The organism is Mucilaginibacter sp. Mucisp73, from assembly GCF_059491465.1.
Genome location: NZ_CP168507.1, coordinates 241816 through 259397, shown reverse-complemented (window position 1 = coordinate 259397; position 17582 = coordinate 241816). Strand labels below are relative to the sequence as shown.

The following is a 17582-nucleotide window of genomic DNA, read 5'->3' as shown; positions in this document are numbered from 1 at the left end:
CCATGGATTGAAAAAACTGCATATCTTGGTTTTTCAATAAGCCAATCATAGCTTATTGGCTATAACTATTGACAAAAACAATAACCAGGTCTATGAACTTTCGACCATAGACTAAAAACAAAAAACCATGGTCTATGGACTATCGACCATGGACTAAAAATAAAACTATGTCTGATTCAAGGAGAGATTTTCTTAAAAAAGCAGCCTTATTAACCGGAGCAGCCAGTCTGGCAAGCGTTTTACCCCAATCTATTCAAAAAGCAATGGCCATTAACCCGGCGCCAGGCAGTACTTACCTGGATGCCGAGCACATTGTGATCCTGATGCAGGAAAACCGCTCGTTTGATCATACTTACGGGATGCTGAAGGGGGTACGTGGTTATAATGACCCACGCGCTATTGACCTGCCGAACAAAAACAAGGTTTGGCTGCAATCGAACAAAAAAGGCGAAACATATGCCCCTTTCCACCTTGATATCAAGAATACCAAAGCAACCTGGATGAGCTCGTTGCCGCATTCATGGAGCAACCAGGTTAATGCCCGTAACGACGGCAAATTTGACCAATGGCTTAACGTTAAACGTAATGGTATTAAGGAATATTCCAACATGCCTTTAACTATGGGTTTCCACAATCGCGAGGATATCCCGTTTTACTATGCCCTGGCCGATGCCTTTACCGTTTGCGATCAGAACTTTTGCTCATCCCTGACAGGTACAAATCCAAACAGGCTATATTTCTGGAGCGGTACTATCCGTGCCGAGCAGCATGAAAATTCACTTGCACACGTTTGGAATGACGATATGGATTATGGCACCCTCAACTGGGCTACCTTCCCCGAGCGTTTGGAAGATCATAATATATCATGGAAACATTACCAGAACGAAATTGCCATTGATACCGGTTTAGAGGGTGAAGAAGATCCATGGTTATCAAACTTCCAGGATAATCCACTGGAATTTTTTGGCCAGTACAACATTAAACTTTACGATAAGCACATCGCCCATTTGCAAAAAAGATCAACAGCTTTACCTGATGAGATAACTGCCCTTGAAAAACAAATTGCTGCTTTGCCTGCCGGCGATGCACATATAGATCATTTACAAAAGCAGCTTAAACAAAAACAGCGCGACCTGGAGAATACCAAAAAGGACATGGCAAGCCTCGACCCTAACAAGTTTGCAAGCCTGTCGCAGCGCGAAAAAAACCTTCACCAGAAAGGTTTCGTAACCAATACCAATGATCCGCACTATCGTACTTTAAGTCCGCTGAAATATAATGACGAAGGCACCGAGCGCGAAGTTTTAGTACCTAAAGGAGATGTATTACACCAGTTCCGTGCCGATGTAAAAGGAGGTCAATTACCTACCGTAAGCTGGCTATCGGCGCCCGAGCATTTTTCTGACCATCCGAGCTCGGCCTGGTACGGTGCATGGTACGTATCTGAAGTGCTGGACATCCTTACCCAAAATCCCGAAGTTTGGAAAAAGACTGTTTTCATTTTAGCTTATGATGAAAATGATGGCTACTTTGACCACATCCCTCCTTTCACCGCGCCTAATCCGCATAAACCGGGGACCGGCAAGGTATCAGCAGGTATCGACCCAAGCGTTGAATTCGTTACTTTAGAACAGGAAAAAGCGCGCAATAACTTCCCGGAAGTATTTGATCGTGAAAGCCCGATCGGTTTAGGCTTCCGTGTGCCGTTGGTAATTGCTTCACCATGGAGCCGCGGCGGCTGGGTAAATTCAGAAGTGTTTGACCATACTTCAACCCTGCAATTTTTAGAGAACTTTTTAAGCCACAAAACCGGTAAAAAAGTAACCGAACCTAATATCAGCCAATGGCGCCGTACAGTTTGCGGTGATCTTTCGAGCGTTTTCCGCCCATATAATGGCGAGAAGATCGAGAACCCGGAATTTGTTGCAAGGGAAGCATTTTGGGAGAGTATCCACAAAGCACAGTTCAAAAAGCTGCCTTCAGATTATAAGCTGCTTACCGCCGATGAAATTGCGCAGATCAATAAAGATCCGCATTCATCACTGTACATGCCCCAGCAGGAAAAAGGCATTAAACCTTCATCGGCACTGCCCTACCAGCTTTATGCCGATGGTAAATTAAGCGCTGATAAAAAATCATTCGAGATCAAATTTACTGCGAGTAACAAAGCATTTGGCTCTAAAGCATTAGGTTCGCCATTTAACGTATATGCTCCCGGCAAATATGCTACGATGAATGATCCGCAGAAAATGGAAGACCTGCGTACCTGGGCCTATACCGTTAAAGCCGGTGATACCCTGGCAGATGTATGGCCGCTGCATGAATTTGAAAACAGCGAATATCATTTACGCACCTATGGCCCTAACGGCTTTTTCCGTGAGTACCGGGGTAATACTGCCGATCCGCTGGTTGATGTTGTTTGCGAATACGAACAGGTTGCCGGTAAGTTAACAGGTAATATCTCCCTGAAAATAACAAATCATACAAGTAAGGCCCAAACTATTACGGTAACAGATCATGGATATAAAACCGGCGATCACAAAGTTGCTGTAAAAGCAGGTGCCAGCACAACAATCGCTTTAAATTTAAGTAAAACCCATAGCTGGTATGATTTCAGCACCAAGGTTGACGGGTTTGGCAACTTTACAAAACGCTTTGCAGGCCGTGTGGAAACAGGAAAACCGGGCTTCAGCGATCCATTAATGGGTAAAGCATTAGCATAATATTTAAACTTACTAAAATGCAAAAAATGTAGAGGCGCATAATTGCGTCTCCCGGAGGACAAGTCGATTTAAAAGTGCCCCAATCGCCGTAAATTGCAAGCGGAAGAGGCAATTATGCGTCTCTACATTCGAAAAAAATTTAAACAATCTTTCAGAAACGGTTCAGATAAAACTTCTTTTAATCGCCAGTAGCTCCGGTTTTATGAATTGCCGATGACATTGATTTTGTAACCCACTATTGCACTTTTTAAAATAACACCATACATTTGTGTAATCAGTTACATAATTAATTACTTATTAATATGGAGTTTTTTAATAAAGTAGGTAAGATGGCCATAGGTAGCAGGTTGAGGATGCTAACCGAAGCTATCAGCGAAGACGCGGCACGCATTTACAAGTTATATGATATCGATTTTCAGCCTAAATGGTTCCCGGTTTTTTATGTATTGCAGGATGGCGGCGAATTTACAATTACCTCAATAGCCAGGGAGATTGGTCACTCCCACCCTTCTGTAAGTAAGATCATTGCCGAAATGGTGAAGAACGGTTTTGTTATTGAGAAAAAGGATAAGGCTGATGGCAGGCGCAACATGGTAAGCCTGTCGGCTAAAGGGATTGAGGTTGGAAAAAAAATCCAGGACCAGTATGCAGATGTGACTAATGCCGTTGAAGAACTTTTAGCCCAGGCGAATCATGACCTATGGAAGGCTATTGAAGAATGGGAATACCTGCTGGAACAAAAATCATTGTTGCGCCGGGTACAGGCACGTCAAAAAATAAGGGAGAGCAATAAAGTACACATCGTGCCTTATGAACCTAAATACGCCCGGGCTTTTAAAGCATTGAATGAAGAATGGATCTCCAAATACTTCGTAATGGAAGAGGCCGATTATAAGGCCCTTGATAACGCCGACAGTTACATTATTAACAACGGCGGCCATATCCTGGTCGCGCTTTATAATAACGAACCCGTTGGTGTATGTGCCCTACTGAAAATGGACGATCCTGATTATGACTATGAGCTTGCTAAAATGGCCGTTTCGCCAAAGGCGCAGGGAAAAAATATAGGCTTTTTGCTCGGACAGGCTATTATCGAAAAGGCCAAAGCCCTTGGCAGCCATAAACTTTACCTGGAGAGTAACACCATTTTAAAGCCGGCCATCAGCCTGTATCATAAATTGGGCTTTGTTAAGGTAGCAGGCAGGCCTTCACCATACGAACGTGCTAATATCCAAATGGAGCTTGAGTTGAAATAAATAGCCAGTTAACGGGTTTATTGCTTCCATCAATAGATATATTAACTATTACATAACAATTGTGAATAAATTCAAAAAACAGTTTATAGTATTTTTTGTTTCTTGCAATTGAAACTTAAACACTATATCTATATGAAACATAAAAAACTCCTGCTCCCTACACTAATATACCTATTATCTTTGAAAAACTTCAAAAAACATCTTATCATTTGTCTGGGTATCTGCCTATTTTGCAGCACTGCTGTAAAAGCCCAGTTTGGCGGTTTTGGGAAAGCCATATTGGATAAAGGAGCCGATATGGTATCGGGCGGCAGCCTTAATAAATTGCTGAAACAGCCACAGGCCATTACCACCAGTTTTAATGACGTTAACAAGGCAGGCTCCAAACCACCATCGTTTATGGAAGGGCAGGTAGCCGAGCCTTTATACCTTTTGCCCAAAGCACCCGGGGGTGGTTTTAAGCTTTGCGCCGGTTTTTATGAAATGACCAGCAAAAGCTATTGTCTGCATGCTGGTACCCGTGGCCCCAGTACAGGCGATGGGTATATGCTTGCCCCGGTGCTTGGGCCAAAGCGCGATGTGGTGATACTGATATTAAAACATGCTGAAACTCATCCCGAAGTTGACCAGCATAGCATCCAGATATTATTATGGTCGATTATTGCACGCACCAGGTTTGTTGATATGGGGTCCGATATTAAGCTTACCGCGACCAGGCTGCTATCAGCTAATGAACTGTTAATGCTGGAAGGCGGTGCGCTGGGTGTATTGCCCGCCAGTGTAATGGATAAAGCCAAAAGCCAATTGCCGCCTGCGGTTCAAAGTGTTTTTGAGGCTGAAAACAACATCCGCCGATTAGCTGCCTCTGGTAATTCATCTTACGAAGAGATGGAAAAGTATGCCATGTTAGCCGGTTTGGCTCCGGCGCCTGATCCGGCGGTACCGTCAGGCATATGGTCATTACACCCTGATGGATATTACATCCGGTTTTATCCGCATAGCTATTCAAAAACCACTGTACAGATCTACGTGCCGAAAGAACTCCTCAGCACAAAACCCGGTTTGGTTTACGACGGGCCTAATGGCATTGCCTGTCCGGCCAATGTAGGTTCGCAGCGCCTGGCTCAAACCAATGAACCGCTAAATCCTGATTATAATCAAAAATTAAAAACGATCTGTAATCAATAGATAGGGGAAAGGTTAAAGGGAAAAGGCGAAAGGTTTTGTTACTTTTCGCCTTTTTTTTGCTGGTGACCAATGCTTTATTCTTAAACAACCGGCGGATGAAAAGACTTCCCTGATGGTTACCCGCAATAACGTGGTGTAGAGACAACCAAACAGTTAAATACAACATTCCCCCTTAATTCAGATCTTTATGCTGAAACTCCGGCTTCAGCAGGCTGTTCATTGCTTTACGCAGTTTCAGTACTTTAGGCACCGAAACATGAGCGATATAGAGGCTATTCATATGCTGCCTGTAATACCCCTGGTGATAATTTTCGGCCGGATATAATACTTTAAACGGAACAACCTGTGTAACAATAGGGCTGCTGTAATGATGTGTAGCGTTAACTTTAGCTATTACGCTTTCCAAAGTTTTCTTTTCTTCAGGTGTCCGGTAAAATGCTACCGAGCGGTAATCGTCGCCTACATCAGGACCCTGCCTGTCTACAGTGGTTGGGTCGTGTGCATAAAAGAAAGCTTCGGCTAAAGCAGCGTAACTTATTTCGGCCGGGTTATAGTAAACCTGTACAGATTCGGCATGACCGGTATTTTTACCGCAAACATCCTCGTACGATGGATTTTTAGTTGTGCCGCCGGCATACCCGGCTACTACTTTATTAACACCCTTCAATTCATACAAACCTTCCGAAAGACTCCAGAAACAACCACCGGCAAAAGTGGCAACCTTTTCGCCCGCCTTTGGGGCAGGCAGGCTTGCAAAACCGTTTCCGCCGGTCTGCGCATCGGCACAGCCAAACAATATCAGCAGGCCAAGCAGGCATATATTTAACTTTTTTGTTAACATGATATTTTTAATTTAAATAGTTTAATTATTTAGCCGGAATAAACTTAAAAGCATATGAGTCCATGCAATAGCGCTTGCCCGTAGGTGCAGGCCCATCATCAAAAACATGGCCGAGGTGCAAACCGGTGCTGGCTTCAACTACCTCTTCGCGCACCATCCCATATGATGTATCCTTTACAATTTTGATCGCTTTTGGATCAATTGGTTTAAAAAAACTGGGCCAGCCTGTACCGGATTCAAACTTGGCATCCGAACTAAATAATGGTTTCCCGGTAGCAGCGCTTACGTATATCCCTTTTTCATGGTTATTCCAGTAAGGATTGTGGTAAGGCTGCTCCGTTCCTTTATTCACCAATATTTCATAGGCTTCCGGCGTTAATACCTGTTTCCAGTAACTGGCGGGTTTGGCCTGGGGATAGGTTTTGGTGTCAACAGTTCTATCGCCATGCGGAGTGCTTTGACTGCACGCGTTAAGGGCCAATAATATAAATGGTATAATAAACAAATTTATCTTTTTCATACCCTCTTTGTCGTAGATATACGAAGAACCTTACAGGCAGGTGAAAGTTATTCAGTCATTTAATTGTCTGAATTTATTATAGATAGCGCTGCCCTAAACTGCGTATTAAATACCTTACGTAAAAACACGTCATATAACTCTTTTTATTGTAGATCGGCTATCCTTATTTGCAACCCGGGAGAACGCGCATAGTCCATTGTTACCTTTCAACAATAACTCCAATAGCCGCCAAATTTTCGGTCCGGAAAAAATAAAAAACCTCGTAAGGATTCCCTCCCCTACCCGACTAATGCACAAATCAAAACATCAATTTAACATGGGCTATAAACTTTTACACAAACCATTACCACCAAATTGAGTTATGCAAACCCAAAACAGCACCAATCTTAACCATGATAACAGCACCGCCCCCCGTGTTTGGGTAGCACGACATGCCGACTATCTTTACAGCTATGCCCTTGCCCGCGTTAACGACGGCGAGTTAGCCCGCGATCTTGTACAGGAAATCTTTTTAGCTGCGCTCGAACGTTTAAAAAAATTTGAGGGTAAAAGCACCGAACGCACATGGCTTACTGCCATACTGAAAAACAAGATTGTTGATATTTACCGCAAAAAAGCATCCGCTTTTATTAAAGAACCTGCGGTAACATTCGCCGAATATGAAACAGACGACTTTTTTGAACCTGATGCCCATAACTGGAAACCAGATCACCGCCCCGCAGAATTTGGTATTGAGCAAACCGACCACCTTGAAAGCAAAGAATTTGAGCTGATACTGCAACGATGTTTAAAAAAAATGCCATCGCTCTGGCTCTCGGTTTTTACGATGAAACACCTCGATGCTGAGCCCGCCGATACCATCTGCAACCACCTTAGAATATCACCTTCCCACTTTTGGGTAATTATTCACCGCGCCAAATTAAGCCTGAGAGAGTGCCTTCAAAAAAACTGGATTTAAACTAATGGATTATGGACGAATTAACTAAAATAGCCTATAACTGCAAAAAGGCTACTTACCTGATTGAAAAACAGGAAATAGGAAAGATCTCCCTGCGCGAAAAACTGGAATTAAAGATCCGCCTGGCGGGATGCCACGTTTGCAGGGTATTTCAGCAACAAAGTACCGCTATTAACCGCATGATCAAAAATATGTTCCATCAGCCTGTTGCCGAAAACATCAAGCTTGATGACAAATTCAAGGATGAACTACAGCACCTGATTGATAAACAACTGGAAAAGTAAGCGCTATAGATAAAATTATACTTAATAATCCGCTTTATAACAATGCCATAAAAGCAGGTATCAACAATAAGGGCTCGCTTTTCAACTGCTATGCATCGGGCAATATCAATCGCTTTTTGATCACCCTCCTCAGGTGCCCGCTGTGAGTATCTCCCCACCGGCCAAGCTCATTGATGATGGGCATTATTGATTTCCCTAAATCCGTTAAGTAATATTCTACTTTAGGCGGCTGCTGGTTGTATACCGTTTTCGCTACGAGTTCGTCATCCTCCAGTTGATTTAGCTGGATATTCAAAACCCTGCGGATGCTTCCGGGATATTTTTTTGCAGTTGCCCGGGCCTGCTGATCCCTTGCGATATATAATACAACAAATGGATTTTCCACTTGCCAAATACAACCTCGCGTATAAGGTCAAGCCCGCACCCTTCCTGTATAGGTAATTTTCTTTCGTACATAATATTCCGGTTTCGGTATTATTCAAACTGCAAATTTCGGCAACCACAGGGATAAATTTATCCGTATTGAATCATTTTTCCGTACTTGATCCGCCACGCTCACTTCACCAATTTTGCATTATCATACAAACATAAATCACATAAAATGATTGCAAAAGCAAATTTCAATATCGACCCGAACGAATTTAACGGCAAAAAGATCCTGGTTACAGCCGGAACAAAAGGCGCAGGCAAAGCTATTTTTGAGCGCCTGCTTAAAGGTGGAGCCAGCATTGTAACCACAGCCCGTACCCAGCCAACAGATATTAACCCTAAACATTTTATCCAAGCCGACCTTAGCACCAAAGCAGGTACTGATATAGCGATTAAAGAAACCCTTGAACGCCTGGGAGGTATAGACATCCTGATCAACAACCTTGGAGGTTCTGAATCGCCGGCAGGCGGAGTTATGGTGCTAAGCGATGAAGACTGGGAAGCAGCCTTGCAAACCAATTTATTGGCAGCCGTTAGGTTAGACAGAGGATTACTGCCAACCATGCTTAATCAAAAACAAGGGGTGATAGTCCACATTTCGTCCATACAGCGTAAAATGCCACTTTTCGAGGCAACACTACCATACGCAGCAGCAAAAGCAGCCCTGAGTAATTATAGCAAAGGCATTTCAAAGGAGCTTGCACCCAGAGGCGTACGGGTTAATTCGGTAGCGCCGGGTTTTATCAATACCGGCGGGGCACAGAGTATGATTGACAACCTGGCCTCGCAAAACGGCGGAGACAAAGAAGCAGCACTAAAAATCATTATGGATTCGTTAGGGGGCATCCCCATGGGCCGCCCGGCAGAACCTGAAGAAGTTGCCGAACTGGTAGCCTTCCTGGTATCAGACCGTGCTGCTTATTTAAACGGAAGCGAATTTACTATAGATGGAGGCACTATTCCCGTTGTATAATCCATTAACTTATTTACAATAGCGGATAAAAATTATCCGCTATTTTTTTACAATTGAAACCCCTATCCCTTGCATACTAAAACCTAAGCTCAAACGTATTTATGCTAATCACACCGGGGTTAAAATTTTTAATCCAAAGTAGCGTAATGCCTGCTGGTTACGTAAAGTTAAAATATCAGTTTACTACCAATATTTTATTTTATGAAAACAGTTCAGCAAAAATTAACAAGGCGGGCAGGCATTATCGGGATGGTGTGTTTGCTGGCAGCAACACTCAGCTCGTGTTTAAAAGATCACAACAACTACGTTCAGCCGCCGGTGGCACTTGTTTCAGTCATCAATGCCTCACCCGATTCTGATCCGGTTGATTTTTATCTTGAGCCCAACAGGGCGAACAATTTTCCAATTCGTTACGGTCATGGTATAGATTATATTAATGCCTACCCAGGTAAAAGAACAGCAACCTTTTATGTTTCGGGCACCAAGCAAAAAGTTGCAGACGATACCATCACCCTCGTAGCTAAAAAACTTTACTCGGTATACCTTGCCAACACAGCAGGTAAACGCGATGTAATTTTTGTTGCCGATTCTATCGTTCAGCCGGCCGCCGGGATGGCCAGTATCCGTTTGGCAAACCTCAGCGCCGATGCCGGTACGGTTGACCTGGTTACTTCAAAAGGTTCGGTTTTGGCATCAAACAAAGCTTACAAACAAGTATCTGATTTTGTGACTATTAAAGGCAATGTTACCTACACGCTTAACATTCGTCAAAAAGGCACTACTACGGTATTAGCCAGCCTTACTAACGTTAACCTTCGGGCGGGTTCTGTATATACCGTGTGGCTGCAGGGTATTAAAGCAGCAACCGACGATAAAAAACTAAGTGCAGATATTCAAACCAACGTTTACTATTATTAAATAACCTATACCTGTGTTGTAAGGCCCGGCCATTGCGCCGGGTTTTATTTTTTGTAGATCAACCTACAGGTTAACAATTTCATAATATAAACTTCGCCATATTTAAACCTTACCATTATACATTTAACCCGGTTAATGTTTTTTTGATAAACCTCAAATTTCCGGAAAAGATGGATGAGCGTGTAGTGATCATTGTGCCGGCCCGCATGGCATCAAGTCGTTTATATGGCAAAGTAATGCTGCCTATATTGGGTAAAAGTTTATTGGCCCGCATGGTTGAGCGGTTGGATATGATCCAGCACCAGGCCAGCATTGTCATTGCCACCTCGGAAGGTATTGAAGACGATGTTATAGCAAGAGAGGCCGAAAACCTTAACATTCCCTGCTATCGCGGCAGCCTTGGCAACTTGTTGGACAGGCATTACCAGGCGGCCAAATTTTTCAACGCCGATGTAGTGGTAAAAATCCCTTCCGACTGCCCGCTGATCGATCCGCGGATCATTGATAAAGTACTTGAATATTTTTTCAGCAACAGGCAAAAGTTTGATTATGTAAGCAACCTGTACCCGGCCACCTATCCCGATGGCAACGATGTAGAGGTAATGACCATGGCCTGCCTCAAACAAGCCTGGGAAAATGCCGGTCGCCCTCATGATCTGGAGCATACCTCGCCCTACATCTATGAAAATCCGCTTATTTTTAACATCGGCAACGTAACCTGGGAAACCGGCCTGGATTATTCCATGTCGCACCGTTTTGCACTCGACCACCCCGAAGATTTTTATTTTATCGAGCGCGTATTTAAAGAGCTGTACCCGGTTTGCAACCGTTTTTCATGCCAGGATATCCTTAACCTGCTGAAACTAAAACCCGAGATCTACGAAATAAACGCCCGCTATAACAGCACCAACTGGTACAACAAACACCTGAGCGAAGTAAAGCCCGAGTTTGCGATGGCTTGAGGGTAGAGATTAGAGGTTGGTGATTGGAGATTAGTCCAGGCTACCCGCTGCTATCTAATGCAAATTTAACGTCAGAAATATGCCGGCGTTAATTGATATCAGGCAATCCTCAAATCAAGTATATCAAGGTACCTTATCAGCGAAATCAACGTAATCATTTTAAAAATCAACGGTTATCTTTGCCGTATGCTGATATCGCCATCCACTCTACGCGCATTTACCGAAAATATATTCAAAGCTATTGGCTGCAGCCATGAACATGCGGTTTTAGCAGCCGACGTGTTGCTTAAATCAGATCTCCGTGGTATCGACTCGCATGGCGTAGCCCGCCTGAGCGGTTATGTACGCCTGTGGGAAAAGAAACGCATTAATCCTACGCCCAACATCCGGATAGTGCATGAAACGCCAACAACAGCCACGGTAGATGGCGATGCAGGCCTTGGTTTAGTAGTAGCTCCGTTTGCCATGGAGGTAGCCATTAAAAAAGCTGAGCTATACGGATCGGGTTGGGTATCAGTACGTAACTCCAACCATTTTGGTATTGCTGGTTATCATGCGTTAATGGCTGTGGAGAAAAATATGATCGGCTTTGCCATGACCAATGCCAGTCCACTGGTTGCTCCTACCTTTTCTAATGAACGGCTTTTAGGTACCAACCCAATGTGTTATGCTTTTCCGGCAGGAAAATATCCCCCGGTAATTGTTGATATGGCAACTTCAGCAGCAGCCAATGGAAAACTGGAAATAGCTCAGCGCTTAGGCAAGCAGGTTCCCGAAGGCTGGATCCAGGATAAAGAAGGCAACTATACTACCGATCCGCATGCGCTAAAGACCGGCGGCTCTCTCCTACCCCTCGGCAGCGACCGCGACCATGGCAGTCATAAAGGTTTTGGTTTGAGTGCTACCGTTGATATTTTATCCGCAGTATTATCAGGCGCTAATTACGGCCCCTGGGTACCGCCCTTTGTAGCTTTTCTTGATCCGCCGAATGATCCCGTTGGCGCAGGTATAGGGCATTTCTTAGGCGCAATGCGCGTGGATGGCTTCCGGCCGATAGATGAGTTTAAAGATCATTTAGATAACTGGATAGAACGATTTAAATCTTCAACCACGGTTGATCCGTCACAAAAGGTCATTATCCCTGGTGAACCGGAACTTGAAGCAGAAGCCGACAGGATGGCAAACGGCATTCCTTTGGTTGATGCGGTTGTAGATGATTTGAATAAACTGGCAGAGCGGTTTGAAATCTCAAAACTGCCGCGGGTTTAGCGCAGCGTAACCCGTGGTAACCATAAAGTATGGTTTCAGCTTACAGAGCTTCAGCTGAAAGCTTACTAAACCACGGGCTAAAAGCCCGCGGCAGTGATTTTCATAAAGTGAAAAGCCTGTTTTGCTAAGCAAAACAGGCTTTTCACTTTATTAGTTCCCCCTTCAGGGGGTTAGGGGGCTAATGGATCAGATTAAACAGCCTGCTCCAGCGGATCTTGTGGATGAACGATGCATTGTCGTCAACACTCATCCAAATGAACAGTGCTTTACCCACAATATGATCTTCAGGAACAAAGCCCCAAAAACGTGAATCTTCTGAGTTATGACGGTTATCGCCCATCATAAAATAGTAGTTGAGTTTAAAGGTGTAACTATCGGCTTTTTTGCCATTGATCAGGATGTCTTTACCGCTCACTTCAACCTTGTTACCTTCATATACGGCTATCGCACGACCGTAGATCGGGAAGGTTAAACTATCCAGCTTTACTGTCCAGCCCTTTTTAGGTACAATGACAGGCCCGAAATTGTCTACATTCCATTTATAGTCAGGAGTGTTAGCTCCTATTTTGTAGTTGGAGAAAATGGCAGGGTAAACCGGGTTCATCGGATCAGACGCCCCCGGCGGAGTTAGCCGCGGAGTAACTGACTTGATGTTTGAATATCCCCTCAGTGCCTTTGCCGATTCCTCGGTGGTATTGGTAATAAACTCAGTATTATTTACCGATGAAATATCCGACAAATGCAAATCTGTTGCTATCTGCGGGTTAAGCTCATTTCCATCTGTTTTAACATCATAGGTTATCTCGCCTTTTGGTGGTGTAACAGCAGCTTTCCCATTTATAAATACCTGGGCCTTAACTACACTCAGCGTATCGCCCGGGGTACCCTGACAGCGTTTGATATAGTTTTCGCGTTTATCAACCGGCCTGAAATAAGGCGAATCGGCATCCATAGGATAATTGAACACTACCACATCACCTTTTTTAATATCACTTAAACCCGGCAGACGATAGTACGGCAGTTCGATACCATCCCAATAGGCTTTGGTATTGATAAGCGGCATGGTATGGTGTGCGAAAGGGAATGCAACAGGCGTCATGGGTAAACGCGCTCCATAGTTCACTTTGCTTACAAACAGGTAATCGCCAATAAGCAATGAACTCTCCATGGAAGCACTGGGGATCACATAAGCCTCGATAAACAGCGTACGGATCAGTGTGGCAGCAATTACTGCAAAAATGATGGCATCAGCCCACTCACGTGCCTGGGTTTTCTTAAGGGCAATCTTATACTTAGTCCTGAACTCGGGGCTCGCCGACTGGCCTAAATATTTGGTATCCTTATCACCGCCCCATTTAGGGAAATATATAAACGGAAGGGTCACACCCTGCACATGTTCAACAAAAGTGAACTTTCCGTACGATTTTAAAAAATCAACAATCAAGCCCAGTGCTATCAAAAAGTTTAAGCCTGGTATTAGCAGCATAATAAACCACCACGCCGGCCTACCAGTTAACTTAATGATGATGAAAAAGTTGTAGAGTGGCACAATGCCTTCCCAGCCTGGCCGCCCTGCCTTTTCAAACAGTTTCCATAAACCTGCAAATGGCAGTACTATAAAAAGAACAAATACTATTATTAATCCTATTCCGTTCACTTTGGTGTTTTTATATTTTCAATTAATGTATGCCCCTGAACAACCTGTTCCACCTTATCTTATTAAAGAAGCTGGCTGTACTGTCAATACTCATCCAGGTAAATAAAGCTTTGCCCACTACGTGATCTTCCGGAACAAAACCCCAAAAGCGCGAATCTTCCGAATTATGACGATTATCCCCCATCATAAAATAGTAGTTAAGCTTAAAGGTATAAGTATCGGCTTTTTTTCCGTTAATCATGATATCCTTACCCACAACATTTACTTTATTATTTTCATAAATCTCAATAGCGCGGCCATAAACCGGAAAAGTCAGGCTATCCAATTTAACTGTCCAGCCTTTTTTAGGGATAATGATTGGGCCGTAGTTGTCAACATTCCATTTAAAGTCAGGAAAATTAGGTGTGATCTTATAACGCGGGTACTTGGCAGGGTAAACCGGGTTCAGCGGGTCGCTGGTGCCTCTTAGTGTTACCGCAGGTACTACTGATTTTACATTTGAATAAGTTTTCAAAGTAGCTGCCGATTCCTTAGACATCATCATTTCATAACGGTTGCCGGTATTGCCCCTGATATCTATCTTAAGCTCATTCAAAATAGCCGGGTTAAATTCCTGCCCATTGGTTTCAACAAAATAACCTTCCTTTCCCCTTTCCGGATTTGGAGCGGCTTTACCGTTAATATAAACCTGCGCGTTAACTACGCTTAAGGTATCCCCGGGAGTACCCTGGCAGCGTTTGATAATGTTTTCGCGCTTATCCACCGGCCTGAAATAAGGAGAATCGGCCTCTATCGGCGCGTTAAAAACCACGATATCCTGCTTTTTTATATCACTTAAACCCGGCAAGCGATAATAAGGCAATTTTACTCCGCCCCAGTAAGCTTGAGTCCCCCAGGGAGTAGTATGGTGCATAAACGGAAACGAAACAGGCGTTATTGGCATCCTTGCGCCATAGTTAACCTTGCTTACAAACAGGTAGTCGCCAATTAAAAGTGAGTTTTCCATCGAGCCGCTGGGGATAACGTAGGCTTCGATAAACAGCGTACGGATAAGGGTGGCGGCTATTACTGCAAATATGATAGCATCGCCCCATTCACGAAGCGCACTTTTTTTCTTTTTTACTTTAGTTGAATCTTTCTTTTTCCAGAATTTCCAGTTCATATGATGTATCGAATGTGCAAATTTCAGATGTGCAAATGTGCAGATTTTTTAATGTTTATATTTTATGTATAAGATATATGTTACACGTTATATGTTACGCTCCCTCATATTAATTATAGATTCCTATTATTAGGGCACAAATTGATAATTATTTAATCTCTCATCTGCACATCCTGAATTTGCACCTCTGCATATTTCTCTAATTAATCCTTCTAAATACCCTGTCCCATCTTATTTTACAAAATGAAGGCGAATTGGCATCCCAGCTCATCCATACCAATACGGCTTTACCTACAATATGGTCTTCGGGCACAAAGCCCCAAAAACGCGAATCTTCGGAGTTATGCCGGTTATCGCCCATCATCCAATAGTAATTCATTTTAAAGGTATAACTATCGGCCTTGCTCCCATTAATAAAAACTCCGTTCCCTTTAACCTGCACTTTATTATTTTCATACACCTCAATGGCCCGGCGATAAAAAGGCATGGTCATGCTATCCAGCTTTACCGTCCAGCCTCTTCGCGGAATAATAATTGGCCCCAGGTTATCCTCGTTCCACCTGAAGCGCGGATCATGCGGAAAAACCTCATGATCATACACCCCTCTTAACTTAATATCGGGCTTCACCGCCTCGATATAGGGATACGTTTTTAGCTTTTCAGCCGATTGTGCAGTCATATTCGTTGTAAAATCAACCGAGGTAAACTGTTGAATATCCGACAGATGAAGGTTATATCGCGTATGGGGGCCAAAACCTCCTCCCGAACCATTTGTACGTACCCGGTATTCCATTTCCCCGTTGGGTGGGGCGGCTATCAAACGGTTATTTACGTATACCTGGCCGTACTCCAGCTTTATGGTATCGCCGGGCGTGCCTTGGCACCGTTTGATATAATTTTCCTGCTTATCTACAGGGCGGTAAAACGGCGAATCGGCATCCATTGGATAGTTAAACACTACTGCATCACCCTTTTTTACTTCGGTGAAACCCGGCAGCCGATAGTAGGGCAGCTTAATACCATCCCAATAGGCTTTAGTACCGGTAAGCGGCATCGTGTGGTGTGCAAATGGAAATGCTACGGGGGTAATGGGCAGGCGGGCACCATAATTGATCTTGCTCACAAATAAAAAATCGCCTACCATTAGTGAGCTCTCCATAGATGACGAAGGAATGGTGAAAGCCTCGAGGAAAAGCCCGCGAATAACTGTTGCCGCTATTATAGCGAAAAGGATAGCTTCCGTCCATTCCCTTAGTGGGGATTTATCAAGGTCACGGTATTTTTCCCTGAAATCGTCACTTGCCGACGGGCCAACATAACGGGTGTTTTTATCAAAGCCCCACTTAGGGATAAAAATAAAAGGCAACAGCACCGACATGGTGATTTGCCCTATGCCCACCTTGCCAAACGATTTAATAAAATCAATGAGGATACCGATACTTATAATAAAGTTTATGCCCGGTATTAAAAGCAGTAAAAGCAGCCACAACGGTCGCTGGCTTAACTTGAGCATAATATAAAGATGGTAAACCGGGATCAGCGCTTCCCACCCCCGGCGACCAGCTTTTTCAAAAAGTTTCCAGTATCCGGCCAGTATTAAAATCAATAGCGGGCCTGTAATGATATAAAACCCTATATAGCCCGCTATTGCCATTTATATTAAAAAGCTATTAGCTATTAAAATCAAACATGGCTTCAACAGAGTAAAAACCCTTTTTATCGTGCAGCCACTCGGCAGCCAGTACGGCGCCTAAAGCAAACCCATTACGGTTATGGGCAGTATGCTTAAATTCGATGCTATCCACTTCCGAATCATAAATAACGGTATGAGTACCCGGCACACTGTCTATCCTTAATGATTCTATAAGTAATTGGTTAGGAGCAACATTCGCATCGTCATCGCTGTCGTCGGTAGTTAATACATTAATCCACTCATTTTTGGTATCGGTGTTGTTAATGATGCCTTCGGCGATGGTTATGGCAGTACCGCTTGGCGAGTCCATTTTTTGGGTATGATGGATCTCTTCAACCTGTACTTCGTAATAAGGGTACTTGTTCATGACTTTAGCCAACAGCTTATTCACGTAAAAAAACACGTTAACGCCAACGCTGAAGTTTGAAGCCCACAATAATGATTTATTCCCCTCAATACATTGCTGTTTTACTTCCGGTAATTTCTCGTACCAACCTGTAGTACCAATAACAACAGGTACATTGGCATTAAAGCAATGCTCGATATTTGATAATACGGATGCCGGGGTAGTAAATTCAATTACCACATCTGCTTTTTGCAGGTTTTCGGGTGTAAGGTCATGAAGGGTTTCATGATCAATGGTAAGTACAATTTCATGCTTGCGGCTAAGGGCTATCTTTTCAATGATTTTGCCCATTTTTCCGTAGCCAAGTAACGCTATCTTCATTTCAGGTATTATGGTTTTCCTT

The 17582-nt window shown here is 43.6% G+C and carries 16 protein-coding genes; 9 read left to right on the top strand and 7 right to left on the bottom strand.

Annotated features, from left to right (window positions below; translation table 11 throughout):
- Positions 1-167 precede the first annotated feature (167 nt).
- The 3 genes from ACEN82_RS01040 to ACEN82_RS01030 all read left to right on the top strand — a co-directional run bounded on the left by ACEN82_RS01040 (position 168) and on the right by ACEN82_RS01030 (position 5167).
- On the top strand, positions 168-2723 hold the full coding sequence (locus ACEN82_RS01040) for a phosphocholine-specific phospholipase C (RefSeq protein ID WP_413319469.1): 2556 nt from the start codon (positions 168-170) through the stop codon (positions 2721-2723).
- A 302-nt stretch (positions 2724-3025) separates the two neighbouring features.
- The gene (locus ACEN82_RS01035; RefSeq protein WP_413319471.1) at positions 3026-3979 is read left to right on the top strand and encodes a bifunctional helix-turn-helix transcriptional regulator/GNAT family N-acetyltransferase; all 954 of its coding nucleotides are present in this window, start codon (positions 3026-3028) and stop codon (positions 3977-3979) included.
- Between the two features lie 180 nt (positions 3980-4159).
- The gene (locus ACEN82_RS01030; RefSeq protein ID WP_413319473.1) at positions 4160-5167 is read left to right on the top strand and encodes a hypothetical protein; all 1008 of its coding nucleotides are present in this window, start codon (positions 4160-4162) and stop codon (positions 5165-5167) included.
- A gap of 172 nt (positions 5168-5339) precedes the next feature.
- On the opposite strand, the gene msrA is transcribed toward ACEN82_RS01030, so the two are convergent.
- A complete protein-coding gene (msrA, locus tag ACEN82_RS01025; RefSeq protein ID WP_413319475.1) occupies positions 5340-6008 on the bottom strand; it encodes a peptide-methionine (S)-S-oxide reductase MsrA in 669 nt (222 codons plus the stop codon).
- Between the two features lie 25 nt (positions 6009-6033).
- The gene (gene msrB / locus ACEN82_RS01020) at positions 6034-6528 is read right to left on the bottom strand and encodes a peptide-methionine (R)-S-oxide reductase MsrB (protein ID WP_413319477.1); all 495 of its coding nucleotides are present in this window, start codon (positions 6526-6528) and stop codon (positions 6034-6036) included.
- Between the two features lie 361 nt (positions 6529-6889).
- Between msrB and ACEN82_RS01015 the strand changes: the two genes are divergently transcribed.
- Both ACEN82_RS01015 and ACEN82_RS01010 read left to right on the top strand, forming a co-directional pair.
- Positions 6890-7486: a sigma-70 family RNA polymerase sigma factor gene (locus ACEN82_RS01015; protein ID WP_413319479.1), complete on the top strand. Its 597-nt coding sequence runs from the start codon at positions 6890-6892 to the stop codon at positions 7484-7486.
- Between the two features lie 11 nt (positions 7487-7497).
- On the top strand, positions 7498-7770 hold the full coding sequence (locus ACEN82_RS01010; RefSeq protein WP_413319481.1) for a hypothetical protein: 273 nt from the start codon (positions 7498-7500) through the stop codon (positions 7768-7770).
- Between the two features lie 88 nt (positions 7771-7858).
- Here the strand turns inward: ACEN82_RS01010 and ACEN82_RS01005 are convergent, their stop codons facing one another.
- Positions 7859-8155 carry a winged helix-turn-helix transcriptional regulator gene (locus tag ACEN82_RS01005; RefSeq protein ID WP_413319483.1) on the bottom strand — a complete coding sequence of 99 codons (297 nt, stop codon included), beginning with the start codon at positions 8153-8155 and terminating at the stop codon, positions 7859-7861.
- A 216-nt stretch (positions 8156-8371) separates the two neighbouring features.
- On the opposite strand from ACEN82_RS01005, the gene ACEN82_RS01000 reads away from it, so the two are divergent.
- The 4 genes from ACEN82_RS01000 (at position 8372) to ACEN82_RS00985 (ending at position 12321) form a co-directional block, all read left to right on the top strand.
- Positions 8372-9172: an SDR family oxidoreductase gene (locus ACEN82_RS01000; protein ID WP_413319485.1), complete on the top strand. Its 801-nt coding sequence runs from the start codon at positions 8372-8374 to the stop codon at positions 9170-9172.
- 201 nt (positions 9173-9373) lie between these two features.
- A complete protein-coding gene (locus tag ACEN82_RS00995) occupies positions 9374-10090 on the top strand; it encodes a DUF4397 domain-containing protein (RefSeq protein ID WP_413319487.1) in 717 nt (238 codons plus the stop codon).
- 143 nt (positions 10091-10233) lie between these two features.
- Complete coding sequence (locus ACEN82_RS00990) at positions 10234-11052, top strand: cytidylyltransferase domain-containing protein (protein ID WP_495644058.1); 819 nt, start codon at positions 10234-10236, stop codon at positions 11050-11052.
- A gap of 186 nt (positions 11053-11238) precedes the next feature.
- Positions 11239-12321: an Ldh family oxidoreductase gene (locus ACEN82_RS00985; RefSeq protein ID WP_413319491.1), complete on the top strand. Its 1083-nt coding sequence runs from the start codon at positions 11239-11241 to the stop codon at positions 12319-12321.
- A 178-nt stretch (positions 12322-12499) separates the two neighbouring features.
- On the opposite strand, the gene lepB (ACEN82_RS00980) is transcribed toward ACEN82_RS00985, so the two are convergent.
- The 4 genes from lepB (ACEN82_RS00980) to dapB all read right to left on the bottom strand — a co-directional run bounded on the left by lepB (ACEN82_RS00980) (position 12500) and on the right by dapB (position 17560).
- Positions 12500-13978 (bottom strand): signal peptidase I, encoded by a 1479-nt coding sequence (lepB, locus tag ACEN82_RS00980; protein ID WP_413319493.1) that lies wholly within the window; start codon positions 13976-13978, stop codon positions 12500-12502.
- A gap of 22 nt (positions 13979-14000) precedes the next feature.
- Entirely contained in the window at positions 14001-15140 is a 1140-nt protein-coding gene (lepB, locus tag ACEN82_RS00975; protein WP_413319495.1) for a signal peptidase I, read from the bottom strand.
- A 199-nt stretch (positions 15141-15339) separates the two neighbouring features.
- Positions 15340-16794, bottom strand: coding sequence for a signal peptidase I (lepB, locus tag ACEN82_RS00970; protein ID WP_413319497.1), 1455 nt, complete (start codon positions 16792-16794; stop codon positions 15340-15342).
- Between the two features lie 16 nt (positions 16795-16810).
- The gene (dapB, locus tag ACEN82_RS00965) at positions 16811-17560 is read right to left on the bottom strand and encodes a 4-hydroxy-tetrahydrodipicolinate reductase (RefSeq protein ID WP_090529435.1); all 750 of its coding nucleotides are present in this window, start codon (positions 17558-17560) and stop codon (positions 16811-16813) included.
- Positions 17561-17582: the final 22 nt, after the last annotated feature.